We start from the raw sequence: 22,662 nt of genomic DNA, 5'->3' as shown, positions 1-22,662 counted from the left end.
CGTGCCTCGGTGCTTGCGCATTAGCAGCTCGAAAAAAAGCCGCTTGCTGTGAGAGGGATGAAATATTGCGCGAGCACCGAGCCCATCTATTGTCGGAGCGGCAACAGTCCCTGACGGATGCGGCATCATGCAAGATGAGAACTACGATCTGGTCATCGTCGGCGGTGGCATCCACGGGTTGATGATCGGCCTGCAGGCGGCCGAGAGCGGTCATCGGGCACTGCTGCTCGAGAAGGACAAGCTCGCGGCGGGTGCGACCGGTGGCTGGTACCGTATCCTGCATGGCGGACTGCGCTACCTGCAAAGCCTCGACATGCGCCGTTTCCGCGCTTCGCTGGAAGACAGCCGCTGGTTTCTCCGTTCGTTTCCCGACCTTGTATCGCGGCAGGCGTTTCTCATGCCGCTCTATGGAGAGGGCCTCAAGCGGCCCTGCGTATTCCGCGCCGCCTTCCTTATGGAGCGGAGTATCGGGCCCGATCGCAACAGCGGCGTACCGCAGGAAAAGCGCATCCCCTCCGGCCGGGTCCTGAGCCCTGCTGCCACGCTTGACGCTTTTCCCGGTGCCCGAAGCGAGGGTCTCTTGGGAGGCGCCCACTGGGAGGAATTGGTGGTGCCGGACAGCAACGCACTGATTGCCGCACTCGCCGAGCGCGCCCGAGCGGCCGGGCTGGACATTCGGGAGGGGCAGGAAGTCACCGGGGTGGAGTTTGAAGCGGAGCACGTGACGGCGGTACGCTGCGGCGGAGCGAAAATCGGCGCGGCGCGCGTGATATTTGCCGCGGGATGCGCCACGCAGGCGCTCGCTGAAAGCGCCGATCCCACCTGCAGGGCGCGCTTCGGATTTCCAGCAAATGCATTCAATCTCATGGTAAGAAAAGATTTTCCGGCCACCTCCGGTCTGTCGCTCTCGGTGCCGGGCGATGCGAGCGGAATGATCTTTCTCTACCCTTCCGAAGGAAAGACCTTTCTTGGCACCGGGTACATTCCTGTCGATTGCAGCCGTCCCGACACCGAGGTGTCCGAGGAGGCAATCGCGCGCTTTCTCGCGCGTTGCAACCTCGCCTGCCCCGGGCTCGACGCTCGGCCGGAAGACGTGACGTCGGTCAGCCGTGGAATGTTGCCTGCTGCCGCCCCATCGAGCCTCAAACTGCTCGACCGTGACGTAATCCACGACCATGGCGCGGAGGGTGGCCCGAGAGGGTTGGTCAGCCTGTCCAGCATCAAGTTTACCACCGCCCCCAGCGTTGCGCGCCGGGTGCTGCGCTGTGCCCTTGCGGCAGGATGACGCGCCCATGACACGCATCGGTCACAACTGGGTCTTCTTGAAGATCGGCTCGGGGATCGACCGGATCACCGCCATGACCAGCGCCCAGATAGGCCGGACATATATGGCGTTGTGGCGTTTGCCGACCGCGGCATAGATCGCGTCGGCTACCTCCTCGGGAGCGGCGGTCAGACGTTTCGGAAGGTCCATGCCCTCGGTCATCTTGGTCCGCACGAAGCCGGGCTTAACCGTCAGCACGTGAACCCCTTTGTCGGCAAGGCGGTTGCGCAGTCCCGACAGAAAGGCGGTAAACCCCGCCTTGGCTGAGCCGTAGATGTAATTCGACGCTCGCCCCCTGTCGCCCGCTACAGAACTTACGCCGACGATGCTTCCGGTCCCGGCCTTTGCCATGCGCTCGGCAAAGAGTCCGAGTATCAGTGCGGGCCCCTCGTAATTGGTGCGCATTATCAGCGCCGCCGCCGCCGGAGAGCTCTCGCTTTCAGCTTGGTCGCCCATCGCACCGACAACTGATACGACAATCTGCGGCTCGGGTGAGGTCTGCGCGACAAAGTCGGCCATGCGCCCCGTGTCGAGCACGTCGAATTCCATCAGGGTCGCCTCGACGCCATGGCGCAGCGAGATATCCGCGCGATCCTGCTCAAGCTCGCTGGCACGGCGAGCGGCCAGAATGACCGCGTGGCCGGCGGCGGCGAAGCGGTGCGCGACCTCGCGGCCAATGTCGGAACGGGCCCCTAACACGAGAACCGCAGGAAACGTCACAGTTGTCATAACAAAAGCCTTTGGGATTGAGCTGAGGCGAAAGCGTGATCCAGTCCGGCGCCGCGGCGCAAGTCTCGGTATTGGGCCGCGCGTGGGTCCGCCTCATGGAAAGTTGAAGCAGAGAGGCGCGCGTCCTTGGCGAGATAAAAGCGACCGCCATGCGCGAGCGTGATGCGGTCCAGTTGGTCAAGCAGGGCAAACGTCTTCGGGTTCGCCGGAAAGTCGAGTGCGAGCGTGAAACCCTCCATCGGGAAGGAAAAGCGGCTGTCCTGCGCACCGAAGCGCTTCAAAACGGCAAGGAAGGAGCCCTGCCCCGCGCGCGCCGTCGCGGTGAGCAGAGCGACGAGACCGGCTTCGGCCCTGTCCAACGGAAGCGCGCATTGGAATTGCACAAAGCCCCTGCGACCATAAATTCGATTCCAACCGAGGATTGCATCCAACGGATAGAAATAGCTGTCCCAGTCGATCAGGACCTCCTCCGGACCGCCCTGCCCCTTGCGCCAGTAGAGCGCATTGAAAGCCTTCACCGAGTACCTGTTGAGCGCCAGCGCCGGAGCGTCGAAGGGCACGGTTCGCTTTTTCTTGGTCGGCGTCGAGAGCGGGCTTGCGCGGAAAGCATCAGGGACTTCCTCGACGCGCGCGTGCTCGCCCAGCATTATAAGCGAGCGCCCGAGCGCGCATCCCGTGGCCAAGCAGTCGATCCAGGCAACCGAATAAGTGGCATCCTGTGCCTCTTCGAATCCCGCCATTGCCGCGCGCAGGTTCGGGGCAACTATCGTGCGCTGGCGGATCCAGCCGCTTTCCACCGGCCGCAGGCGGATCGCAGCGCGCAGGATGACCCCAGTAAGACCCATGCCCCCAAGTGTCCACTCGAACAACGGATCGTTGTCGCTGCGGCTCAGCCGCCGCATCTTGCCATCTGCGCCGACGAGATCGACCCACTCGACGAAGCTGCCGAAGGCACCGTCGCAATGATGGTTCTTGCCGTGTACGTCGGATGCAATGGCGCCGCCAAGAGAGACGAACTTGGTGCCAGGGGTCACGTAAGGAAACCAGCCACGCGGCAGGAAGGTCGTGATGATGTCCGCAAGCAGCAGCCCAGCTTCAGCCACGAGGACGCCGGTCGCGGGATCAAACGACAAGATACGGTTCATCCGCCGCATATCGAGCGTCGCGGCGCCCCCGAGCGCGCTGTCACCATAGGCCCGGCCATTGCCGCGTGCGATGACCCCGCCATGACGCGCGAGCGTGAAAACCTCGCCCTCAGTGCGCGGCGCCGTCACGAGGCATGGCTTGCTGGGATACCTCCCCCAACCGGTAAGAACTTCTCTACGCATCATGCCGACCCTGCCACCGCTCCTTCCACAAAGACGAAACGGCGGTCCAGCCAATATTTCACGATATAGCCCGCCGTGAGGCCCAGAACGGCCCCGAGTTCACGCATGGCGTCGCTGTGGAAGGCCACCCAGAATGCCGTCTCCATGCCCCAGAAGATCGCCGTGGTCATGATGCCCATTGTTACGTAGAGCGGGAATTTCCGACCATGAGCGGCGATCCCGGTAGAGCGGTCATTGAAGATCCACTGCTTATCTAGCAGGTACTTGAGAACGAGCCCGACCATCGTGCCGAGGAGGACTGCAAGGGCGAAGCCCGCAGCACCGTCGTCAACTGAGAGCACCAGTCGCTGTGTCCCAAGATTGGCCAGCGTGGCCAGTACCGCGAAGGCGCTGTAACGAAAGACGAGAGCCATAGGGCTCATAGCATAACCCCGGCCGTCGCCAGGACGAAAATCAATACCGCACAAACCAGTGAAACGCGGTCCTTGGCTGCGAAGATGACCGGATCATCCTGCATCCATCCCCGGTGCGTGATCATGACGGTACGGCTCACCCAGAATAGAAGCACAAGGCATATCCCCCAAAGCGGCGCGGTTTCTTTGTACAGTCTCCGTACAGCATCGGTATTCAGGTAAAGCGCCATGACCAGGATCGAGATTTACCCGGAAGCGACCGCAATGTTCGCGACGACCGGGATGTCTTCGATGGTGTACCCTCGCCCTTGCGCCTTGATATTGCCTTGAGCTGCGCTCGAGACCAACTCGGCCTGTCGCTTCACGGCAGCCAGGGAGAAAAAGAAGAAGACCGAAAACGCCAAGAGCCAGACGGACAACGGCGTCTGCGTCGCGACCCCGCCAGCAATGATGCGAAGCGTGTAAAGTCCTGCCAGCGTGCAGATGTCCACCACGAGCTTGCGTTTCAACGCCAGCGAATAGGCGGTAGTCATCACGAAGTAGAACGCCGTCACTGCAAAGAATCCGGTACCGAGAAAGGCCGCCAGCGCGAAGCCTGCAAGCAGCAATGCAGGGGTCATGACCATCCCCCAGGACAACGGCAGATGGCCTGCGGCAAAGGGGCGGGTGCGCTTGCGCGGGTGCGCCCGGTCGGCTGCGAGGTCGAGCAGATCGTTGAGCAGGTAGACAGAAGACGCTATGAGGCTGTACGCAACGAAGGCGAGCAGCGCTTGCGTGATTGGCAACCACTCGAACTTATGCGCAGCCAGCAAAGGTAGGAACACCAGAACGTTCTTGAGCCATTGGTGCGGTCGCAGCGCCCAGAACGCCGCATGCGTTCGGTCCTCTCCACCTGTCTGAAGATGCTTCACCTCTCCGGCCTGCTGGTCGACGCGTTTGGCCAATGCTGGCGAGACGTCTACCGTGACAGCACGCTCGGCGGCGTTCCAAACTGGAACATCCGCTGAAGAATCTCCGACATAGACGAAATTCCCCCGACCATAGAGTTCGAGCAGTCGCTCTGCCTTAGCGTCACCTTTCAGGTTAAGCTTCTTAAGCTTCCCATCCGAGCCGTGGACTTCGTCGAACAGGCCGAGATGAGCGCTAATCCGGTCAACGATCCTCTGATCGGACGCCGACACCAAAGCAGTGCGGCCGCCCTGCGCCCGCGAATCCTTGATATGGGCTATGACCTCGGTGTTGTAAGGAAGAAACCCGGGCTCGACGGCTCCGAGTTCCTCTAGGCGCCGTTTGAGCGCCGCACGCCCTTGGCACACTGCGTGAAAGGCTGGAACGAGATTGAGCCATCTGCGTGAAATCGCCGACCAAAACGTCTCGTAGAGCATGTCGCTACGTATAAGCGTGCCATCAAGATCGATGACCAAGGTCAAATCATCTTGGACAATACGAAAATTGCGTGAATCGTCCATGCAAATTTCTCGCGAAAATTAATATCATTGAAAAACTTATAGAAATCAAATTGAAGGCCACAGACCCATTTGCGATAATTTCATTCCGCACTCTCGCAAATCAAGGATTTTATGGCGTCGTCATAGGTTAAATGCACCACCAATCCGCGTTTGCGGATTTTTTCCCCATCGGGGAGGACGTTCGATCACTTTCGGGGCTCGCGTCCAGGCGTCGCGATTCTGTCTGAGCGCAGATGTCTTTCAATGCCAGCACTGACTCGACCGGCGCCGGAGGTACATCAGGCTATGTTGGCCGCGTTAGAACGTGTTCCGGAAGCGCCTAGGCGAACCCGCTCATATCGATCCAGTTCCTGCCAAGGCTTGCAATGGGGTACTGAGGGGTGCGCGCCTCCTCGTCCCTACCCAGATCAAGCGCCTATGCGGTGAACAGGGTTCCATCTTAAGCCGCAGACACAGCCCATGCAGAAAATGCCCCCTCGCAAGTTCGGCGCAGCCCCGAAGCTCGACGTTCGCCACACACTTCCCCCGATGGGAACCACTTCGGAAGACGCGGCACTTCCTGACACCCGACGCCGGGTGTTCAAAATTTCAGCGGTGGGACGAGCTTTTCGGCATATTTCCTTCCCTTCGCTTCAGAAGCATTCAACTTCTCGTTTTTCAGAATCAGAGCGAAGGATATGTTCCGTGGACATCATTCCTTTGGGGAATTTTCAGATGAAGAATTTTAATATTTATTTCATGACTGCAGCTGTTCTGGCCGTGAATCTTCTTTTGACGTCAAACGTCGCCCTTGCGGGCGGTCAGGGTGAAGGCAATGGCAAGCCGCCTCCTAAGGATAAGTGCCGACATGATTGTATCGCCGTGCCCGAGATCCACGCAGAAGGAGCCGCGGCCGGTCTTCTGTTCGTTCTCGGCGGCATTGCCGTGATGACTGGGACTCGGCGTCGCCGTTCCTGATCAACCGGAGTTGCCGGCTCCGATGATTATTGATGAACAGCTTGCGAAGCGTCGCGTTGCGCCGCGAATTTTCATTGCAACCTCGGTTTTGCTTTTCGAACATTTGACTTTGTTCGTAAGCCTGACCGTCCAGTACGAAGAAGATGTCATCGAGCGCCTGCCAATCCATTGGCAGGCTGCCATCCTTTGCGTTACGCTTGTTTCGGGAAGCCTGATTGTCGCCGTCTGCGCCCTGTGGCTCTACTGGGGAGAGCGAATTCGATCAGAGATCGAAGTTGCCAACGCCCGGTTGGGTAGATGGCACGGAGAGTGGCTACTGCTCCATTTCCTGCTTGTCCTGTTGTTCTTCTGCGCAAGCTTTGCAATTTTCGGGCTGCCCTGGTTCGCAGCCTGGGGCGGCCCGGCACTAATGGTGCTTTGGATCGCCGGCGCTGTAGCGATGGTTTTCTCACTACTTTTCGCGGCGCTGGGGAGCGCACTCGGCAGCTTGGCAGCACAATTGCGGCCGGTCTTGTTCGGTGCGCTGCTTGTCGGTTTCGGCTTCGCCCTGGTAATGCCGCTCGTTCAGCCATTTTGGTTGGAAATCTCCCTCCCGGTGCTGTTTCTGACCTTCGGGATTCTCAGCGTCTGCTGCGAGGGCGCTTGGATTGATCCCGACATATCGGCGGTCGGCTTTGACAATTTTGCCGTGGTGGTGAACCCCAGTTGCTCGGGGATCGCCGGGATGGCTCTGGTCACCTTGTTCCTTGCCGGGTACCTGTGGCGCTTCCGCGAAGCACATCGCTTTCCGCAAGCTCTGCTCCTCGTGCCCTTGGGCGTCGGCCTGTCCTTCTTGGCAAACGGCCTGAGGATATCCGGCCTCATTCTCGTTGGCCAAAACTTGGGACCAGAAATCGCCAATGGCGCTTTCCACTCCTTAGCAGGCTGGGTCTTCTTCTGTCTTGTGACGCTGGGGATTGTCGCGATCAGTCGACATATCACATGGTTCCATGCGGGCGATATTTCGTCGGCACGGGTCTCCGATAGCGCCACATCAAATTTTCTGCTGCCCGTTCTCGTTTGGCTAGGTGTTGCAATGCTGACCGGAGCCTTCTCGGTTGGGCAAGACGCGCTCTATCCCCTGCGGGTGGTCGCAACGGTGCTGGCACTGTTCTGGCTTGGCGGGAGCATTTTCACATCGGTGGCAAGATGCAAAACTTGGCTCGCATATGCGCCGCAGCAGATCATCGCGCCCCTGTTCATCGGAGTTTCCGTCTTCCTACTCTGGCTTGCGCTTCATCCTCTGGCAGCGCCTGGGCGCAGCCCGCGAGATGTTGCCCAGGCAGAAGGTTGGAGCATTGGGTACATGTGGATGTGGCTAGGGTTCCGGCTGGTCGGCAGCATTCTCGTTGTGCCGGTTATCGAGGAGCGGGCGTTTCGGGGCTACCTGCAACGTCGCCTGGTTTCGGCGGACTTCACAAACGCTCGCTACGACTGGCATTGGCCTGCGGCATTGATCAGCGCTGCGGCGTTTGCGCTTCTCCACAACAATTGGATTGCCGGTCTGCTCGCCGGATTGGCCTTCAGTTTCGCCGCTTCGCGGCGCGGCAAGTTAAGAGATGCCGTCCTAGCGCATGCCACTGCGAACCTGCTGGTCGCGGTCGCCGTCTTGGGGGCGGGGCGATGGGACCTTTGGTGAAGTGATACCAAATCCCGCGCGCCTTGGATCAAATGCAAGAGAAAGGGCCGAAGAATGAAGGTCAACACGTCGTCGAGAGCCATCGCTGAACCTGCTGACGGACCCTATCGCGCGGGCGCTAACGTAATTTGCGTCGGCGTGCAAAAATGCGCGACCTCCTTCATTCACTCGGCGATGGGCACGCATCCACAGGCAGGCATATCGGCGCCCAAGGAACTAGATTTCTTCAGCTATTTCTTCGATCGCGGCTATTCTTGGTATGAGAAGCATTTCTCCGCCTGTGTGGCACTTCCGGTACGTTTCGAGGCCTCTCCGTCCTATTTTTATGATCCTCGCAGCCCGGAACGCACCCGTGGATATCGGCCGGAAATGAAGATCATCGTACTTCTCCGGGACCCGGTAGAGCGTGCCTATTCCAACCACCTTCACGAGGTCATCCAAGGCCACATTGGTGCTGTCCCTTTCGAAGAGGGTTTGGCAAACAATCCCGGCTACATTGACCAGGGCCGTTACGCGACCCATCTCCGCCGTTGGTTCTCGCAGTTCGAACGGGACTCGATATTGGTCATGTTCGCCGAGGAAATATCGGCTGACCCGATTGGCTCCGCGCAAAAAGTCTATGCCTTTTCTGGACTTGACGCAGAGCATGTCTCGCCTGTGCTTCTCGAACGCAGGAACGAGAGCGACCGCGCACGACTGCCCGCTCTGCGCGCGGTGCTCAGGGCCGGTGGCGACAAGCTGCGCGACCTCGGCCTAGAAGATCAGTTGGCGCGAGTGAAAACAGTGGGACCTGTTCAGCGGCTGCTTGCCGCCAACAGCCAGAATATGCGCGGCATCGTGCCTCCGATGAATGAAGCCACGCGCGCGCGATTGACCGAGGTCTTCGAAGATGAGCTGCTTGCGTTGCCTGAACTCTTGCGTCGAGAGAGCCTCCCATGGGCGACGTACGAGAGACTCTGCGGGCTCCCTTCAGCGAGTCGTATCGGTTAGCCACCACGCTATGGAGGTACTTCACATATCCCGGGCAGATTTAGGCTTTTTTGAGCTTGCCTGTTGATCATGCCACCGCCTGACGGTCAGGGCCCTGATAGGCCTCGACCGGTCTTCGGCCCTCGAGCGCCGAATGCGAACGTTATCGGCCCAGCGGGCTCTGCCCAGGTCAAGCCGCTAATCTGAATGCCTCGGCAGGCGTGCGCATGACACCGCTTGATGCTGTCGTGCATTGTCATACGCATCGCTGCGTTCTTCCTTGCAGCATGAGCAGGTTTTCACTGACTCGATTCAGTGCTTCACAACCTGCTCGGCTGGAGACTTCCGTGTTCCGGATTTTTGTCTCAACTCCACCCCTTGGGGCCACAATGAGCCGGAAACCCTCCTTTCCGAAACCAATTCAGATGTCCCATGAGCGCTGGCGACGGGGAACTGTCTTCGCTTCCGCAGAAAGGCACGGTGAAATACGTAGATTTCGGCTTTGGAATATCCTAGTGTGTCTCCTGATTTGAAGAAGAAATTAAACACCTATGCGGTCTTGAGATCGTGATCTGTAAAATTTATTGCGCTGCCCGAGAATACGAGAATACACCAACTCAACTTTTGCGTGTTTTTGTGTGAATTTCAGAATAAGAAATAAGGAATTGTTTCGACGTGATTTTCGGGGTGATGCATTGACTCTGAGGGATGTGTCATGGGGGATTTCAGATTGGATTGTGTCTCATGAGCAGCCAGATTGCTCCTAGGGCTCTGTTGACCCAATGCGGGATGGAAATCTCAGCCGAGGGCCGTTCTGACTTGAAGGTCGCCGAGTCCCCTAGGCCCGTGATCGTTCTTCCTTGTGAGGTCTTGGTGGTAATTCCGACGTTAAACGAGGCCGAGAGCATTCAAGCGTGTCTCGAGAGCCTTCTATCGGACAAGCCCTTCATGCGTACTGTACGGATCGTAGTTGCCGATGGTGGCAGCACTGATGGGACACAAGAGATTGTCCGCGAACTGTGTCAAAAGCTTCCCGAACTCAGGCTGATTTCCAACGTCGCACGCCTTCAGTCTGCAGGCATAAACTTGGCTGTCTCTTCCGAGGCGGCTTCAGGATTTGTCTATCTTGTCCGTTGTGACGCACACGCGCTCTACCCCAAGGGATACGTTCGCGAGGTCGCCGAAGCGATGGCCTTGAAGCCGGAAGCGGCTTCGATCACCACGGTGATGGACGCGACGGGGAGCAATTCCTTCCAGAGAGCTTGTGCTTGGGCAATGGACACGCCGTTGGGCTCTGGCGGTTCCGGACATCGGGGAGGAACCAAGTCAGGATGGGTCGATCACGGACATCACGCAGGGTTCCGGCTCGAATGGTTTCAACGTATCGGTGGCTACGATTCGTCTTTCAGCCACAACGAAGATGCTGAGTATGATCATCGCCTTGGCCTTGCCGGCGGGCGGGTCTGGCTGGACAGCAACATTCGGCTCCAATATCAGGTGCGGCCCAACTGTCGATCCCTGATGAAGCAATATTGGCGCTACGGAAACGGGCGCGCGCGCACCGTTCTTAAGCACCGTATGCGGCCTAGACTTCGCCAATTTGTGCCGGTTCTAAACCTTTTGTTGATAGTGGCCAGCTTAGCCATCGCAATCTTCTGGCCCTATGCTCTGCTCCTGCCATTGCACTATCTGCTAACTTTGCTGACCATCTCGTGCGTCGGTGCTCACAGGCTGCGCAATCTGGCGGGGCTGCACGCCGGCACGGCGTTAGCTGTCATGCACAACGCGTGGGCTCTCGGCTTCCTGCTGCAATGCGCGCGCATAGGTCTCCGCGGAGATTGCGTCGCGGCCAGATCCACTGGGCGCAGGTCTACCTGATCGTAAAGAGGTCCACCGCGGCCCGCAGCCTCTGGCGGTCGAGCAGGACGAGCAGGCAATAAGCCAATAGGGCAAGTACCATCGCTTCGACGATACGCGAGCTCGGCGCAAGGCTGTGCCAAGGGTGCACAAGAATATAGGTTGCCGCCGCGACAACCGAAACCGCGATCGGTCTCAGTAGGACGTCTGTGCAGGCGCGGATGCTGATCGGCGCCACCTGCCGTGCCAGCATCCAGCCGCGTGGGATGTAGATCAGGGCCCAGAGCGTGAAAACACACGCAACGGCCTCGAGGCTCACCGAGGCGCCGATTACGACCAGGACCACTTTCAGGACAGTCCCTTCGATGACTAGGCGCACTTGCAGGTCGGTCCGCCCCAGTGCACGAAAAATGCAAACCAGGCAGGTGATGGTCACGGCCTCCGCGACGATCCCAGGCGTTGACAACGCGAAGATCGGGGCGACTTGGCTCCATTTGTCGGACAGCAAGACGCCGAAGAGATCACGCCCGGAAACCGCGATCATCGCCATCGCCGGTATCAGCACTGCGGCCAGCAGCCTGGAGGCAGCCAGGTAAATTGCGGCGATCATCTCGGGCAATTCCTTCGCCTTGGCCATGCGCACGTAAACGACAGAGGAAAAGGGCCCGGCAAGCCCGAATTGCGGCAGTCGGGAAAACCTCTGATTCATGGCGAACAGCCCCAGTTGGAATGATCCCAGCAACTTGCCAATCGCCACAAAGGCTGACTGGTGCTGGACAACCGAGATTATCGACGTGACGATCGTGTCCTTGGCGAAACCCAGGTGCCCCGACAACAATAGCCTCGAGAACGACAGCGACGGGCGGAACTCCGAAAGGTAGAGCAACCCCACCAGCCGCACCGCGGCAAGCGTCACTTGCTGCCCGACCAGTGCCCAGACTCCGGCTCCGACCAAGGCGAGCAGAACCGCGACCAGCAGGCCTGTGCCCGCCGCAACGACCTGAAGGCGGGCGAGCGCGGTGTAGTGTTCCCGGCGCTCGATTTCAGCATTCGGAGTCGCCGAGATAGATTGCAACAGCGGGAGGACAGACAATGTCGAGATAATCGGCAGCAGCATCGGCTCGGCGAAATACCATGCCCAGATCGGCGCCATGAGCAAAACGCCAGCGCAAAGCCCAAGCCCCAATCCGGTCAGCAACCAGAACACGCTCGACCATTCGACGGGATCATAGTGCGAGGTCCGGATAAGTGAACGGCCCAAACCGCCGTCACTCAGAACGGAGGCGAATATCACCACGGTCATCGCCAGCGCCATGATCGCGAGCTCCTCGACCGTCAGGTACCGCGCAATGATCGGCAGGACGAGCACTTGCGAGAGCGCAAGAAAGCCGCGTGCCAAGACGAGCGCCACTACATTCGTGAAGAAGCCGCGCTTCTGACGCTGATCCGGCGCAGAATGGCTCGAGTTCAGGGCCATGGCATTACCTCAGGATCGCGATATCGGACCATTCCATGACGGTGAGGTTAGGGGCGTGCGTCGCCTTTTCGAGCCATTCGGGCGCCGCAAACCCAGGCCAGCACTTGCTGTGCTGCCGGAAGAGCACCGGACGATAGCGGTGCCGGAACGCAGCATCTCCGAAGAGCCCGCCGAAAGCGTCGTCATTGGACGCCCAGTACTGCTGGGTCCCGCCCTCCGTGCAAGGCCTGTTGAAATTGGCGATCACGTCCGGGCTGTACTTCCAAAAAGTCGGCTTGTCGAAACTGGCGTGATTGCGCATGCCCACTTTCACCGGGTTGGCATGCGCCATTTCGACCCAATTGAGGCCTAGCAGATCGTAGATATATCCATCGTAGCCCAAGGCGATGCCGCCAGCCGGACCGACGCCGATCGATGGTCGAGGCGAGACCTCGTTGAGGTAGGCGCCAAATTCAAGGCCTTGCTGGTTGAGCCGGAACTCCTTCGTCACATCGAAGCGGGTCACGTGGTATTGCATAGACCCAATTAGAACGTATGTGGCCGCAGCAACGATTGAAATGGACAGTGTTCCGGTCCTTGCTGCGGCTCCCAAAGGAAGGATGCGGAAAAGCAATGCAACCCCGATGGCGAAAGCGACGGGGACGAGTGGCACCACTGGCTGATAGAAGCGCCACAGCGCGAAGTGGTCGCCCCCGAGACAAGCGTAGATGGCCAGAAAGCCGAACACTGCGGCTGCCCCAACCAATAGCCCGCGACTGGCAGGTACGCCTTCGTACGCGCGCTGAATTCCCCATGTTGCCGCCACCACCCAGGCCACGATGAAGGCCTCGACGAACGGTGCGCGCAAGACGAACGTGTTCGCATATTTGAGACCGTCAATGAGGTCCTGCATTCGATCGGACGAGACCTTGGCATAGAAGGTGTTAGGAAAGGGTTGACCGAAGTACCAAATCCTAAAGAGCGTGACTGCGGCAAAGGCGGACAGGGACGCCGACATCAGGATGAGGCCTGGCAGACGCAGTCGTCGATCTAGAAGTGTCCCGAGGGCGATTATCCCCACCGAGACTGCGACCCCCTCTGGACGCGAAAGCGGCAAGGCGATCGCAGGGACGAGCGTTCCGAAGGACAGCGCGGCCCCACTCTTCGGTCCTGCTTCGACGCACCCGATCAACTGCCGAACCAGAAGCATCACCATGCAGGACCACAGCGCCACCTCCATCATGCTCCAGATGGACCAGAGGAAATAGCCGGGGCTGCCTAACAAAGCCACCCACAGCGCAGCCACGGAAATCTGGGGCGACGTGCGAAGTCGTTCCGAAAGCGCCCTGCATAGCTGAAATACGTTGAAGACCGCGAAGGCTGTCATCAGGCTGGCTAGAAGAAGGACCAGTATCTCCGGCTCCGGCGTCAGCCAGTAGAGGAATGTCACCATCATGGTCCAGAGGATGCTGGTCGAACCTTCGACGCGCTCGCCGCCGGCGTTGTACACGTAGCCTAAGCCGTTCGCGAGGTTCTCGGCATAGGAGCGCGTGATCGCAGCATCATCGATCCCGATCGCTGGAAGGCCGCCGGCGAGGAATGAGGCCAGCGCCGCGCCAACTGCCGTCAGTGCGAGAGCGGCCACCCAGTCCAGAAGGACAATTCTGCCCTCGTTCCATTTGCCGCCACTGCACGACCGCACCTCCGATAGGCCGCCCGCCGTTCGGGATTGGTCAAAGAAACCTGATGTCATTTGTGGCTCCCTTCGCGCTTTTTGTCATGTCAGTCCCCTAGTCCGCTTGGCGCTGCCTTCCTTAGCAATTTGCCTTGGCAAACTCGCGCGTCCTGGGTGCAGGTCACCCACGCATCCGCAACCCAGTCAGGACAGCGCCTTCCATCGTGAAGTTCAGCGAACGAAACAGCGGATAGCCTTCCTTGGCAGTCTTCACCCGCGTGCGTTTCGAGCACACCGCCAGAAGCCCCATGTCGATCGGGCTCGGCAGACTGACAAGGTCAGACACCTCGAGCAGTTCCGGCGCATCGATCAGCAACAGGTCGAAGCGTTCGCAGAGGTCCTTGATCAGCCGGTCCGCCCGAGTGGTCCCGAACAAGGTCGCCGCGTCGGTCCTCCCGGGGACCATCGGCAGCAAGGAGACGCCAAGCGGCGTATCCTCGATGATCGCGTCTTTAAGGGGTGCCTCTTCGTAGAGCACTTCCACAAAACCGGCCGAAGGATTGACCTCGAACCGCTTCGTGAGACCTGCCGTCCTCAAGTCGGCGTCCAGGAGCAGACATTTCTTTCCCTGCTGCGCTGCGGCCCAGGCGAGGAGCATCGCCAGGGTGGACCTTTCCTTGTCATCCGACAACGAAACCAGCATGGCCGAACGTGCTGGCCTGCCAAGCGTAAGATCTAAATTGCGAATGGCGGACCTTGCGGCGCCGCCGAGCACCCAGCCCGCGCGGTCGCTCAGCCGCGTCGCAAGACTGCGGGCCGTGTCCTTGACGGGCAAACGCGGCAGATGGCCGAAGACGCGAAGCCCGAGTGCACGCGTCACCTGGTCGGATGTCACGAAACTTTTCGGTAGGAGTTCGAGTAGGAATATCATGCTCATCCCAAGGAACAGTCCGCCGAAGGTCGCCAGCACCACCGTTACCTTCTTGCGAGGCAACGCCGGTGCGTTTGGGGGTGAGCCATAGGCGATCACCTCGGCATCAGCCTGACGAAGGTTCTGGATCTCACTCAATTCCTTAAAGCGACTAAGAAAGTCGTTGTAGAGGCGCCGGTTGGCATCCGCGACACGAACCAGTTGGTTGAGCTTGATCTGATGCTTGGAGCGGGCGAGCATTGTGTTCTCGAGCCCATCAAGGTTTTCGCGCAACGCATTCACGTTCAGTCTCAAAACCTCGGCCTGGTTCAGCAATCCTTGCACGGCGCGATCAACCTCATCTTGTAGCGCATCCGTGAGCGCCATGGTTTCGCGTTTGATTGCCATCACACGGTCGCTATCGTCGGCAAAGCGCTCGCGCGCGAGTGCCGTGTCTGCTCGGAGCGCGGCGAGGCGGACCACATAGTTGTCCATGGCCGGCGAGGTGAGGATCGTCGCAGCCGCGATGAGGTTTCCTTCAACTAAAAGTGCCTGCGCTTTGCTGCCTTGAGCTTCGACCTCCGCCAGGCAACTCCTTGTATCGACCAGTCGGGAAGTCACCTCCTGCATTTGCTGATTGAGCCGCTCCGGACTGTCGATCTGGCTGTCTGCGACAGCCCCATAGGAAATCACTGCAGTTTCGGACACTTCCAAGACGTCCGCGAGCTCGCCGACGCGGGTCTCGAGCCAACGTGTGAAGCGCTGCGCTGCTTCGAAACGTCTGTCGCTTACGAAGTCGATGTATTCATCCGCCACCGCGTTCGCGATCCCCGCGGCCTTGATCGGATTTTCCGAGGTCGCCGTGACCTCGACGACGAAGGAGCTGCCGCGCTGACGAAAGGACAGGCTGCGCCGAAGACTATTGGCCACACCGCTATATTCACCGAGCATCGCATCCCGAGCGGTGGAAGCTTCGGCGAGCCCCGCGGAGACCTCTTCTACGTCCTGCTCCGGCGCGGGTGGAGGCAACAACATCACTTTTATGAAGTCGACAGCGGTCCGGAGAGCGTTCTTGATCGGATCGATCACTGGCACAGGTTCCGGCGGCGGGCGCAGGGCTGCGTTGAACTCCGGATCCTTGTCCAGCTCTAATGCGTGAACCACCCTGATCAGCAGCGCGCTCGAACCGAGAATGGCAAGTTCGCCTTGGATGGCAGTGTCGGTCAACGCACGATCTTCCAAAAGGTCAGAAGAATTTCTGGTCGCGCCGCTCTGAGTTCCGAGCAGCATGTCCGTTGAGGCGACATACTGCGGCGGATAAGTCGAAAGAGCGAGCACCGCGATCGAAAAGCACACAACCGTGGTTGCTAACAGAAGCCACAATCGCTTGCGAATGATCGTGATGAAATCATCAAGGCCGAACGGAGCCGCACGCTGAGACGCTTCCTCGTCTCCGGAAAGCCCTCCGCGTGGGAACATCGGGATCGGCTTTGCACCGCCGCGCGCGTTCACAGGCGGCTCCGACGTACCTGCACCGTCCTATACCGACAGTTGCTATGGGCCTGTGCGTGATTGTTACAGAGAGTAAGCCCCATCCAGACAATGTGGCGCTTCCTTGGCCTGGGCGCCGCACCTCCGGAATCAAATTGAGAATAAGTCATGTAAGTCCATAAAAATAATGAAAAAATGTACCGCGCGAAAGAAGTGCAGAGCTTTCCGCTAATCGGACAGCTTACTGGCGCTCGTTATCTCTAACGCTCACTGAAGCTAGACCAACTCTTTGTCATCCACGACCGAAAATCTCGCGATGTGGCATTGCGGAGAAAGATTAGGCCGAATTTTTGGCGTAGGCGATAATTGATGCCCGAAAATTTGTCACAGCAAGAGTCTCGGGGCCTCTAGCCGAGGCGAAAGGCAGGGTGCGCCTAGATTGACGGAGGTCGGACTGTTACGCTGGTTTCGCAATTATACCGCAACATTTTTCGGATATTACATGAATTTGCGCATCGATCAAAGCGTTCGGTTGCCCGACTTCATTATTGGCGGGGCTCCCAAATGCGGGACAACTTCCCTTCACTTCATTCTTTCTCAAAATCCTGCGGTCGGCATTCCCGATGACGAGATTCATTTTTTCGACGCCGATGACCCCATAGGCCACCCGGATTTTCTGTTTGATGGTCCGGATGGGCTCGACTGGAGGGACCCGAACCCGGGAAATCCAGAGAGCCTCGGTTGGTATGCGGGGCGTTTCAGCAAGCTGGCGGGGTGCGCGTGCCTAGGTGAGGATTCGACTATCTACCTCCAATCCGAGGTGGCCGCTGAAAGAATCGCCAAGATGCTTCCGGACGTGCGCCTGATCTTCATGCTGCGCAATCCTGTCAAACGCGCCTACTCGCAATACTGGCACCTCATAACAAGGGGGCGAACCACATGTAGCTTCGAGATGGCGCTCCGTGTTCACCCGTCCGTCATCCTTGGATCGACATATGCGCCCCACCTTCGTCGGTACTTGGAGATCTTTGGGCCCAAGCGCGTTCGCATCGTTCTTTTCGAGGATTTCCTTGCAGACCAGCAAGAGATCATCGACGGAATTACCGACTTTCTCGATGTCCCGAGGATGCAGGTGACAAGCGGCAATACCTGGTTCAACCGCACCTATTACCCATGCCACCTCGGCATGCAGCGCGCGGTCAACCTGCTAAGCGGCCGGATAGTCAGGCAACAATACCGCAACCACTTCAATCAGCGGCGCGGACCGCGCGAACACGCCCGGAACAAGCTACACTACTACTGGTTTCGCTATGCCCATCCGGTCTTCCTCAAGTCCACCAAACAGCCGCCGATGGCGCCGAAGACCCAGAGATTTCTCGAGCAGCACCTTTCAGCGCGCAACGGTGGGCTATCGACCTTGCTGGGGCGCGATCTGTCAGCCGTTTGGCCCCGGTTCACGGGATGAGCCAAACCAGCGTAGATATTGCGGTCGTCACGGACCCGCGGTTTTCCGGCGGCACCGCGTCGTCGGTGATAAGCGACGTGGCCAGTTTCTTGCGGCTGGGTCTGAAGGTCGGGCTTGTGCTGATCCGCTCTCAATTCTTCGATAGCTCGGCGGATCAGGCAAACCCGCAGGTCCTGGCACTTCGGGACTTGCCGGGCGTGAAGGTGATGGGTGGGGAGGTCCATGCCAACTTAGCATTCCTGCACCACCCGATGGCCTTCTTCCGCGGGGTGGAGGACACCATTGCTATCCGCACCCCCTGTGCGGTGCTCGTGGCCCACCATCCGCCATTTCGCGGTGATGGCTCCTTGGAATACAATCCTCTGACGGTCGAGAGACAGATTCTCCGAAGCTTGGGATGTAGGCCACGTTGGTCGCCGGTGTCAGGCACAATCAGAATGCAATTGCGCTGCTTTGCGCCGTTCTTGGCCCTGACTTGCGAGGACTGGGTCAATACGTTCGACGCGGGCTCCTGGCGCGCTGAGTTACCGGCATTCACCGACGGTCGCGCAGTGGTCGGTCGGCACGGAAGAGCTGATGCGCTCAAATGGCCCGAGCGTTTCGAGGAGGCTGTTGGCCCGCTGTCTCCCGGAGCAGGATGGAAGACCCGGATTATGGGTCTCCCGCCAAGTCTCGAACAGCAGATCGCCGCAGCCGGCGTCGGTTGGGACCTCGTGCCGTTCAACGCCGAGCCCGTGCCGGACTTCCTAAGGAGTCTCGATGCGTTTTGCTACTTCTACCACCGGCTATGGGTGGAGGCATTCGGCCGAACCATTGGTGAAGCGATTCTGATGGAGCGGCCTTGCGTTCTCGACCCGCGCCTTGAGGCTAACTTCGGAAACCTTGCGTATTATTGTCGCCCCGCCGAGGCAACGGCCTGCCTCGAGCACCTGCGCACCCATCCTCAGGCGACGCAAAATGCTTGCCGAGTGGCGCGTTCCCGGGCAGTAGAGCGGTTTGGTGATGCCAGTATCGCACGCCGCCTCCGGGCGCTTTTCGCTGATCCGGGCACGCGGTCACGCCTAGGGCCGAAATCCGCAACTGCACCCCAGACCCTTCGCAAGGTCGTTGGCCTTGCCCTGCGCGAGCAGGCCGAGGCCACGCCAGTCTGATGGCGTGGATCGGTCCGGAAACTGCACTCCTCACGACGTACGACGTTCTGGTGGTCGGCGCCGGCGCCGCTGGGTTGGCGCTGGCGGATGCGGCCAACTCGGCAGGCCGCAAGGTCTTGCTGTTGGACCGAGGCGGCCTGTCCGCCGCCACACCTTCGCTGGAACCGGAGTTGCCTAACGGCTCACCACACGACCTTCCGCACAAGACTAACCGGTATGGGCTTGGTGGGACCTTGGCGATCTGGGGCGGGCGTTGCGTCCCCTTCGACGAGGCCGATTTTGAATCTCGAGCATGCATCGCGTCCGGGTGGCCGATCAGCTACTCCGAGTATGCCGCGTGGTTGCCCGCTGCATCGACGATGCTCGGGGTCGAGGCGAGCTATCGACGCCCTGCGCCGCTGGCGTGGCCGAAGTCCCCAGCCGTTTGCATGGATTCTGTCGAACTGCTCTGCCGGGACTGGGTCCCTACCTGCATGACAAGGCGCCTGCTCCGGGACACTGGTCCCGACATCCTACTAGACACGGAGGTCACCGGGTTTCTCTGGTCCGCTCAGCGTATCAGCGGGGTGGTGTCCCGCAGTGACGGTGTCACGCGGCATCTGCGCGCAAACGAAGTTGTCCTCGCTTGCGGAGGGCTGGAGACCACTCGGCTTTTGCTCGAAGAAGAGCGGCGCGCCCCCGGACGTTTCGGGGGCACCGACTGGCTGGGCCGGGGGTACATGGGGCACCTGACGGGCAGCATTGCGGAAATCACTTTCAACAGTTGCACGGCGGTATCCGAGTTCGTCTACAAGCAACGTCGCGGGAACAGCCCTGCGCGTCGTCGCTTTCTCGTGACCCCGCCGGACAGCCCTCATGTCGCTTTCTGGATCGAGGCGATCGCACCAGAAGACGCCCGACACGGCTCCGCTGACCTGTCCCTGAAGGCAATGTTGCGGGGAGCGCCCAAGGGAACACGCCTGCGCCACTTCCGCAACGTTCTGGGAAATCCGGGCGACGCCCTTGCTGGGTTGGGCGCCGCCCTCATTCACAATCTAGAGCAACGCAAACGACATCCGGACAGACTGACCCCACGGCGACGGGGGCCTTACCGGCTGGCGTATCACGCCGAGCATCTACCGAACGTGGAGAGCCACGTCACTTTGTCGTCACGTGTGGATTCCGCTGGCCGGCACCCACTTCGTATTAGCTTTTCCTACGATGAAGCAACGCTGCTTGGGACGGTGGCGGCACATCGCCTTCTCGCCGCTGCGCTCGGTAAAGCCCAATTCGCCGAGCTGACGCTCGACGAAGAAGATGAGGAGGCGATGAAGAAAATACAGGCCATGGCGCGCGACGGCTATCACCAGATCGGTCTGACCCGAATGGCAACCTCTCCATTGAACGGAGTGGTCGATCCGAACTGCCGCGTCTATGGCACCGAGAACCTCCACATTGCAGCGGCGAGCGTCTTTCCTGTGTCTGGCCAAGCCAACCCGACACTGAGCGTTGTGGCGCTGGCACTGCGTCTGGCAGCGCACCTCTCCAATCAGAAGCGCTGGACACAGGGCGGGAGCGCCGCAGCATGAGTAGGCGGATTTCCATCCTAGGCAGAAGCTTCGATATCTCGGCGGAAACGCGCGACCATTTCCTAGTAACCGTTTGGCTACTTGTCACGGTCAAGCAGTTTCGCTTCGATGAACTGATACTCTATCCGCTCGCCCTCTACTTTTTCTGGGCTTTCATGCGCGACTTCCGGCAGATTTTTGAAATTCTCGCGCGCTCATACGTTCTGTGGTTTTTCCCGATCTGGTGGTTCTTGTCTCTCGCATGGGGCGAACATCCAGGCCAAACGCTCAAGAGCGGCTTGCAACTCGTGCTGACCCTGATGATCTGCTACGGTGCAGTGCTCCGGCTTCGCCCGAGACAGATCATGGTGTCGGTGTGGATCGCGGCAGGGTATTTCGGCCTCTTGAGCTTCATTGTGGATCCATTGGGCTCGAGCGCCAAAGGTGTGTTCAAGAGCAAGAATTCGCTCGGCGGGGCGATGGTCTTGTTCTGGGTCGCGGGGTTGTGCATGGCCCTTGATCCGGGCCTGACACGTAAGACCAGAATTGCCGCGGCAGCGTCGTTGCCAATGGCTTTCTGGATGATCCAGGTCTCGAGTAGCGCCACCGCGACCCTGCTGGCCATGGGCTCGTGTACGGCAGTGGCCTTTTTACGCTTCCGGAGTTTTTTTTCGCCGATCGCGACAGTCGGCACAGTCTCCTTGCTTGTCAGTTTCGCGCTGATTTATGGGAGCTACGCGGCGCTGGACGTCGTCGAGATCAATCCGTTCAAGCAGGTGCTCAGAGCCTTCGGCAAGAACACGACTCTGACCGGCCGAACGGTCTTGTGGGAATACGCGACCTTGGAGATACGCAATCGTCCGTTGCTGGGCGTTGGTCCCGGTGGTTTCTGGACGCCAGAAGATCCATTCTCTGTCGCCCGCCGGATATATGACGAGTTTCACAAAGTATACAGCGCCACTTTCGGGTTTCACAATTCATACTACGAAACCGCGGTGCACTTTGGACTTATCGGCCTTGGTCTACTGGTCATCACGACACTGTGGACGTTCTGCCGGATCTTCGCCTTTGCCATCGTCCAAAACGAGGTCTGGGCCATCTTCTTCACCTGCATCGCGCTCATTACGATCGCGACAAGCGTAACGGAGGTCGTTCTGATGTCAGCTTTTCACCTTTTGTTCATGCTCTTCGTCATGGGATCGCTGCTCACGTGCAAAAGCGCCTCTCCTTCAGCACTGGGCACACCTGCGAGGCCGGGAAAATGATCTGCAAATCGGCTGAAAAGCAGCAAGTTACACGCATTGCTGGCGGATTTCGAGTGGGCACAGCATCAATCTTCGCGCTCTGGCTAGCGCTTGCAGGAGCCGCGGCCGAGCCGACGTCCGACAGCTTTTTCGAAGACTTTGACAGCATCAACACCAAGCGCTGGCGCGTTTCTGATGGCTGGACCAATGGGGCGTGGCAGAACTGCATTTGGAGCAAGGATGCCGTGCGCGCCAAGGACGGAATGCTCGCCTTGAGGATAGAACGGATCGCGCAAACTAAAGGCGAAAACACCGAAGTCGCAGCCGGAGATAGACAAGTCGCGAAGACCCAAGCACAGGCAGTTGAGACGCCACTATCAAAGGTCGACGAAAAGGAACGCCGCCACGCTCGCAGTTTTGCGTGCGGCGAAATCTTCACGCGGGCTCGCTACGGTTACGGAACCTATGAAGCGCGGTTCCGTAGCGACCGCGCCTCGGGAGTCAACGCAGCTTTCTTTACCTATATAGGTCCGGTTACCGGCGATGCGCACCATGAGATTGATTTCGAGGTTCTGACCAAGGATCCCTCGAAGGTTTCGGTGAACACGCACGTGGACGGTGTTCCCCAGAATGGTAGGCCAGTCCCTGTCTCGGCTGGGGCTGACAAACAATTCAACAATTACGCTTTCATGTGGGAAGCCGACAGCCTCCGCTGGTACGTGAACGGTGTGCTGTATCATGAGGCCAGAGACACGCTGCCAAGCCTGACGCAGCGCATCTACTTCAGCCACTGGGGGACCGACAAGCTTACTGCCTGGATGGGGGAGTTCGAATACCCTGATCGCCCTCTCGAAATGCTGGTCGACTGGGTTGCCTATACTGCCCCCGGTGAGCGCTGTCGCTTCCCGGAATCCATCACCTGTTGATTTCCACTGCCCCTGCTGGTCCCTCGTTCACAGCGGGAGTTTGCAAGTTGGTTGTTCTTCTCCCCAACGCTGG

The 22,662-nt window shown here is 59.3% G+C and carries 18 protein-coding genes; 10 read left to right on the top strand and 8 right to left on the bottom strand.

Annotated elements, in window-relative coordinates:
- The first annotated feature begins 127 nt into the window (after positions 1–127).
- On the top strand, positions 128–1,285 hold the full coding sequence (locus ACXAD2_RS02745) for an FAD-dependent oxidoreductase (RefSeq protein ID WP_475166607.1): 1,158 nt from the start codon (positions 128–130) through the stop codon (positions 1,283–1,285).
- 21 nt (positions 1,286–1,306) lie between these two features.
- Here ACXAD2_RS02745 and ACXAD2_RS02740 read toward each other — a convergent pair whose 3' ends face one another.
- The 5 genes from ACXAD2_RS02740 to ACXAD2_RS02720 are packed head-to-tail and all read right to left on the bottom strand — an operon-like array spanning position 1,307 to position 5,263.
- Positions 1,307–2,053 carry an SDR family oxidoreductase gene (locus tag ACXAD2_RS02740; RefSeq protein ID WP_475166604.1) on the bottom strand — a complete coding sequence of 249 codons (747 nt, stop codon included), beginning with the start codon at positions 2,051–2,053 and terminating at the stop codon, positions 1,307–1,309.
- Positions 2,050–3,327: an FAD-binding oxidoreductase gene (locus tag ACXAD2_RS02735; protein WP_475166600.1), complete on the bottom strand. Its 1,278-nt coding sequence runs from the start codon at positions 3,325–3,327 to the stop codon at positions 2,050–2,052. Before ACXAD2_RS02735 ends, ACXAD2_RS02740 begins: the two co-directional genes overlap by 4 nt.
- A gap of 53 nt (positions 3,328–3,380) precedes the next feature.
- Complete coding sequence (locus ACXAD2_RS02730; RefSeq protein ID WP_475166598.1) at positions 3,381–3,794, bottom strand: GtrA family protein; 414 nt, start codon at positions 3,792–3,794, stop codon at positions 3,381–3,383.
- 5 nt (positions 3,795–3,799) lie between these two features.
- On the bottom strand, positions 3,800–4,024 hold the full coding sequence (locus ACXAD2_RS02725) for a hypothetical protein (RefSeq protein ID WP_475166595.1): 225 nt from the start codon (positions 4,022–4,024) through the stop codon (positions 3,800–3,802).
- Positions 4,025–4,039: 15 nt separating this feature from the next.
- Positions 4,040–5,263: a UbiA family prenyltransferase gene (locus ACXAD2_RS02720; RefSeq protein ID WP_475166591.1), complete on the bottom strand. Its 1,224-nt coding sequence runs from the start codon at positions 5,261–5,263 to the stop codon at positions 4,040–4,042.
- Positions 5,264–5,947: 684 nt separating this feature from the next.
- Here ACXAD2_RS02720 and ACXAD2_RS02715 point away from each other — a divergent pair.
- The 4 genes from ACXAD2_RS02715 to ACXAD2_RS02700 all read left to right on the top strand — a co-directional run bounded on the left by ACXAD2_RS02715 (position 5,948) and on the right by ACXAD2_RS02700 (position 10,745).
- Positions 5,948–6,220, top strand: coding sequence for a hypothetical protein (locus tag ACXAD2_RS02715; RefSeq protein ID WP_475166590.1), 273 nt, complete (start codon positions 5,948–5,950; stop codon positions 6,218–6,220).
- A 22-nt stretch (positions 6,221–6,242) separates the two neighbouring features.
- Positions 6,243–7,898, top strand: coding sequence for an exosortase E/protease, VPEID-CTERM system (gene xrtE / locus ACXAD2_RS02710; protein WP_475166589.1), 1,656 nt, complete (start codon positions 6,243–6,245; stop codon positions 7,896–7,898).
- 54 nt (positions 7,899–7,952) lie between these two features.
- A complete protein-coding gene (locus ACXAD2_RS02705; protein WP_475166586.1) occupies positions 7,953–8,888 on the top strand; it encodes a sulfotransferase domain-containing protein in 936 nt (311 codons plus the stop codon).
- A 723-nt stretch (positions 8,889–9,611) separates the two neighbouring features.
- The gene (locus ACXAD2_RS02700; protein WP_475166583.1) at positions 9,612–10,745 is read left to right on the top strand and encodes a glycosyltransferase family 2 protein; all 1,134 of its coding nucleotides are present in this window, start codon (positions 9,612–9,614) and stop codon (positions 10,743–10,745) included.
- Here the strand turns inward: ACXAD2_RS02700 and ACXAD2_RS02695 are convergent.
- The 3 genes from ACXAD2_RS02695 to ACXAD2_RS02685 form a co-directional block, all read right to left on the bottom strand.
- Positions 10,738–12,201, bottom strand: coding sequence for an oligosaccharide flippase family protein (locus tag ACXAD2_RS02695; protein WP_475166579.1), 1,464 nt, complete (start codon positions 12,199–12,201; stop codon positions 10,738–10,740). The two genes, ACXAD2_RS02700 and ACXAD2_RS02695, sit on opposite strands and share 8 nt — an antisense overlap.
- A gap of 4 nt (positions 12,202–12,205) precedes the next feature.
- On the bottom strand, positions 12,206–13,933 hold the full coding sequence (locus ACXAD2_RS02690; protein WP_475166576.1) for a hypothetical protein: 1,728 nt from the start codon (positions 13,931–13,933) through the stop codon (positions 12,206–12,208).
- Between the two features lie 103 nt (positions 13,934–14,036).
- Positions 14,037–16,277: a GumC family protein gene (locus ACXAD2_RS02685; protein WP_475166572.1), complete on the bottom strand. Its 2,241-nt coding sequence runs from the start codon at positions 16,275–16,277 to the stop codon at positions 14,037–14,039.
- Between the two features lie 481 nt (positions 16,278–16,758).
- On the opposite strand from ACXAD2_RS02685, the gene ACXAD2_RS02680 reads away from it, so the two are divergent.
- The 5 genes from ACXAD2_RS02680 to ACXAD2_RS02660 are packed head-to-tail and all read left to right on the top strand — an operon-like array spanning position 16,759 to position 22,589.
- Entirely contained in the window at positions 16,759–17,721 is a 963-nt protein-coding gene (locus ACXAD2_RS02680; protein WP_475166568.1) for a sulfotransferase family protein, read from the top strand.
- Positions 17,718–18,872: a glycosyltransferase gene (locus ACXAD2_RS02675; protein ID WP_475166563.1), complete on the top strand. Its 1,155-nt coding sequence runs from the start codon at positions 17,718–17,720 to the stop codon at positions 18,870–18,872. Before ACXAD2_RS02680 ends, ACXAD2_RS02675 begins: the two co-directional genes overlap by 4 nt.
- Positions 18,872–20,440 (top strand): GMC oxidoreductase, encoded by a 1,569-nt coding sequence (locus ACXAD2_RS02670; protein ID WP_475166559.1) that lies wholly within the window; start codon positions 18,872–18,874, stop codon positions 20,438–20,440. The genes ACXAD2_RS02675 and ACXAD2_RS02670 overlap by 1 nt, the downstream gene beginning before the upstream one ends.
- Positions 20,437–21,684: an O-antigen ligase family protein gene (locus ACXAD2_RS02665; protein ID WP_475166553.1), complete on the top strand. Its 1,248-nt coding sequence runs from the start codon at positions 20,437–20,439 to the stop codon at positions 21,682–21,684. Before ACXAD2_RS02670 ends, ACXAD2_RS02665 begins: the two co-directional genes overlap by 4 nt.
- Positions 21,681–22,589 (top strand): family 16 glycosylhydrolase, encoded by a 909-nt coding sequence (locus tag ACXAD2_RS02660; protein ID WP_475166550.1) that lies wholly within the window; start codon positions 21,681–21,683, stop codon positions 22,587–22,589. Before ACXAD2_RS02665 ends, ACXAD2_RS02660 begins: the two co-directional genes overlap by 4 nt.
- The last annotated feature ends 73 nt before the right edge of the window (positions 22,590–22,662 follow it).

This window comes from Salipiger sp. ABN3_019, from assembly GCF_056158605.1.
This window is presented reverse-complemented; position numbering and strand designations above follow the sequence as displayed.

Excerpts from the sequence above, each read along its gene's own strand:
- ACXAD2_RS02700 (WP_475166583.1), top strand. The coding sequence starts at position 9,612 with ATGAGCAGCCAGATTGCTCCTAGGGCTCTGTTGACCCAATGCGGGATG.
- ACXAD2_RS02745 (WP_475166607.1), top strand. The coding sequence starts at position 128 with ATGCAAGATGAGAACTACGATCTGGTCATCGTCGGCGGTGGCATCCAC.
- ACXAD2_RS02730 (WP_475166598.1), bottom strand. The coding sequence starts at position 3,794 with ATGGCTCTCGTCTTTCGTTACAGCGCCTTCGCGGTACTGGCCACGCTG.
- ACXAD2_RS02680 (WP_475166568.1), top strand. The coding sequence starts at position 16,759 with ATGAATTTGCGCATCGATCAAAGCGTTCGGTTGCCCGACTTCATTATT.
- ACXAD2_RS02740 (WP_475166604.1), bottom strand. The coding sequence starts at position 2,053 with ATGACAACTGTGACGTTTCCTGCGGTTCTCGTGTTAGGGGCCCGTTCC.
- ACXAD2_RS02695 (WP_475166579.1), bottom strand. The coding sequence starts at position 12,201 with ATGGCCCTGAACTCGAGCCATTCTGCGCCGGATCAGCGTCAGAAGCGC.
- ACXAD2_RS02665 (WP_475166553.1), top strand. The coding sequence starts at position 20,437 with ATGAGTAGGCGGATTTCCATCCTAGGCAGAAGCTTCGATATCTCGGCG.
- ACXAD2_RS02690 (WP_475166576.1), bottom strand. The coding sequence starts at position 13,933 with ATGACATCAGGTTTCTTTGACCAATCCCGAACGGCGGGCGGCCTATCG.
- ACXAD2_RS02725 (WP_475166595.1), bottom strand. The coding sequence starts at position 4,024 with ATGGCGCTTTACCTGAATACCGATGCTGTACGGAGACTGTACAAAGAA.
- xrtE (WP_475166589.1), top strand. The coding sequence starts at position 6,243 with ATGATTATTGATGAACAGCTTGCGAAGCGTCGCGTTGCGCCGCGAATT.
- ACXAD2_RS02705 (WP_475166586.1), top strand. The coding sequence starts at position 7,953 with ATGAAGGTCAACACGTCGTCGAGAGCCATCGCTGAACCTGCTGACGGA.
- ACXAD2_RS02670 (WP_475166559.1), top strand. The coding sequence starts at position 18,872 with ATGGCGTGGATCGGTCCGGAAACTGCACTCCTCACGACGTACGACGTT.
- ACXAD2_RS02675 (WP_475166563.1), top strand. The coding sequence starts at position 17,718 with ATGAGCCAAACCAGCGTAGATATTGCGGTCGTCACGGACCCGCGGTTT.
- ACXAD2_RS02660 (WP_475166550.1), top strand. The coding sequence starts at position 21,681 with ATGATCTGCAAATCGGCTGAAAAGCAGCAAGTTACACGCATTGCTGGC.
- ACXAD2_RS02720 (WP_475166591.1), bottom strand. The coding sequence starts at position 5,263 with ATGGACGATTCACGCAATTTTCGTATTGTCCAAGATGATTTGACCTTG.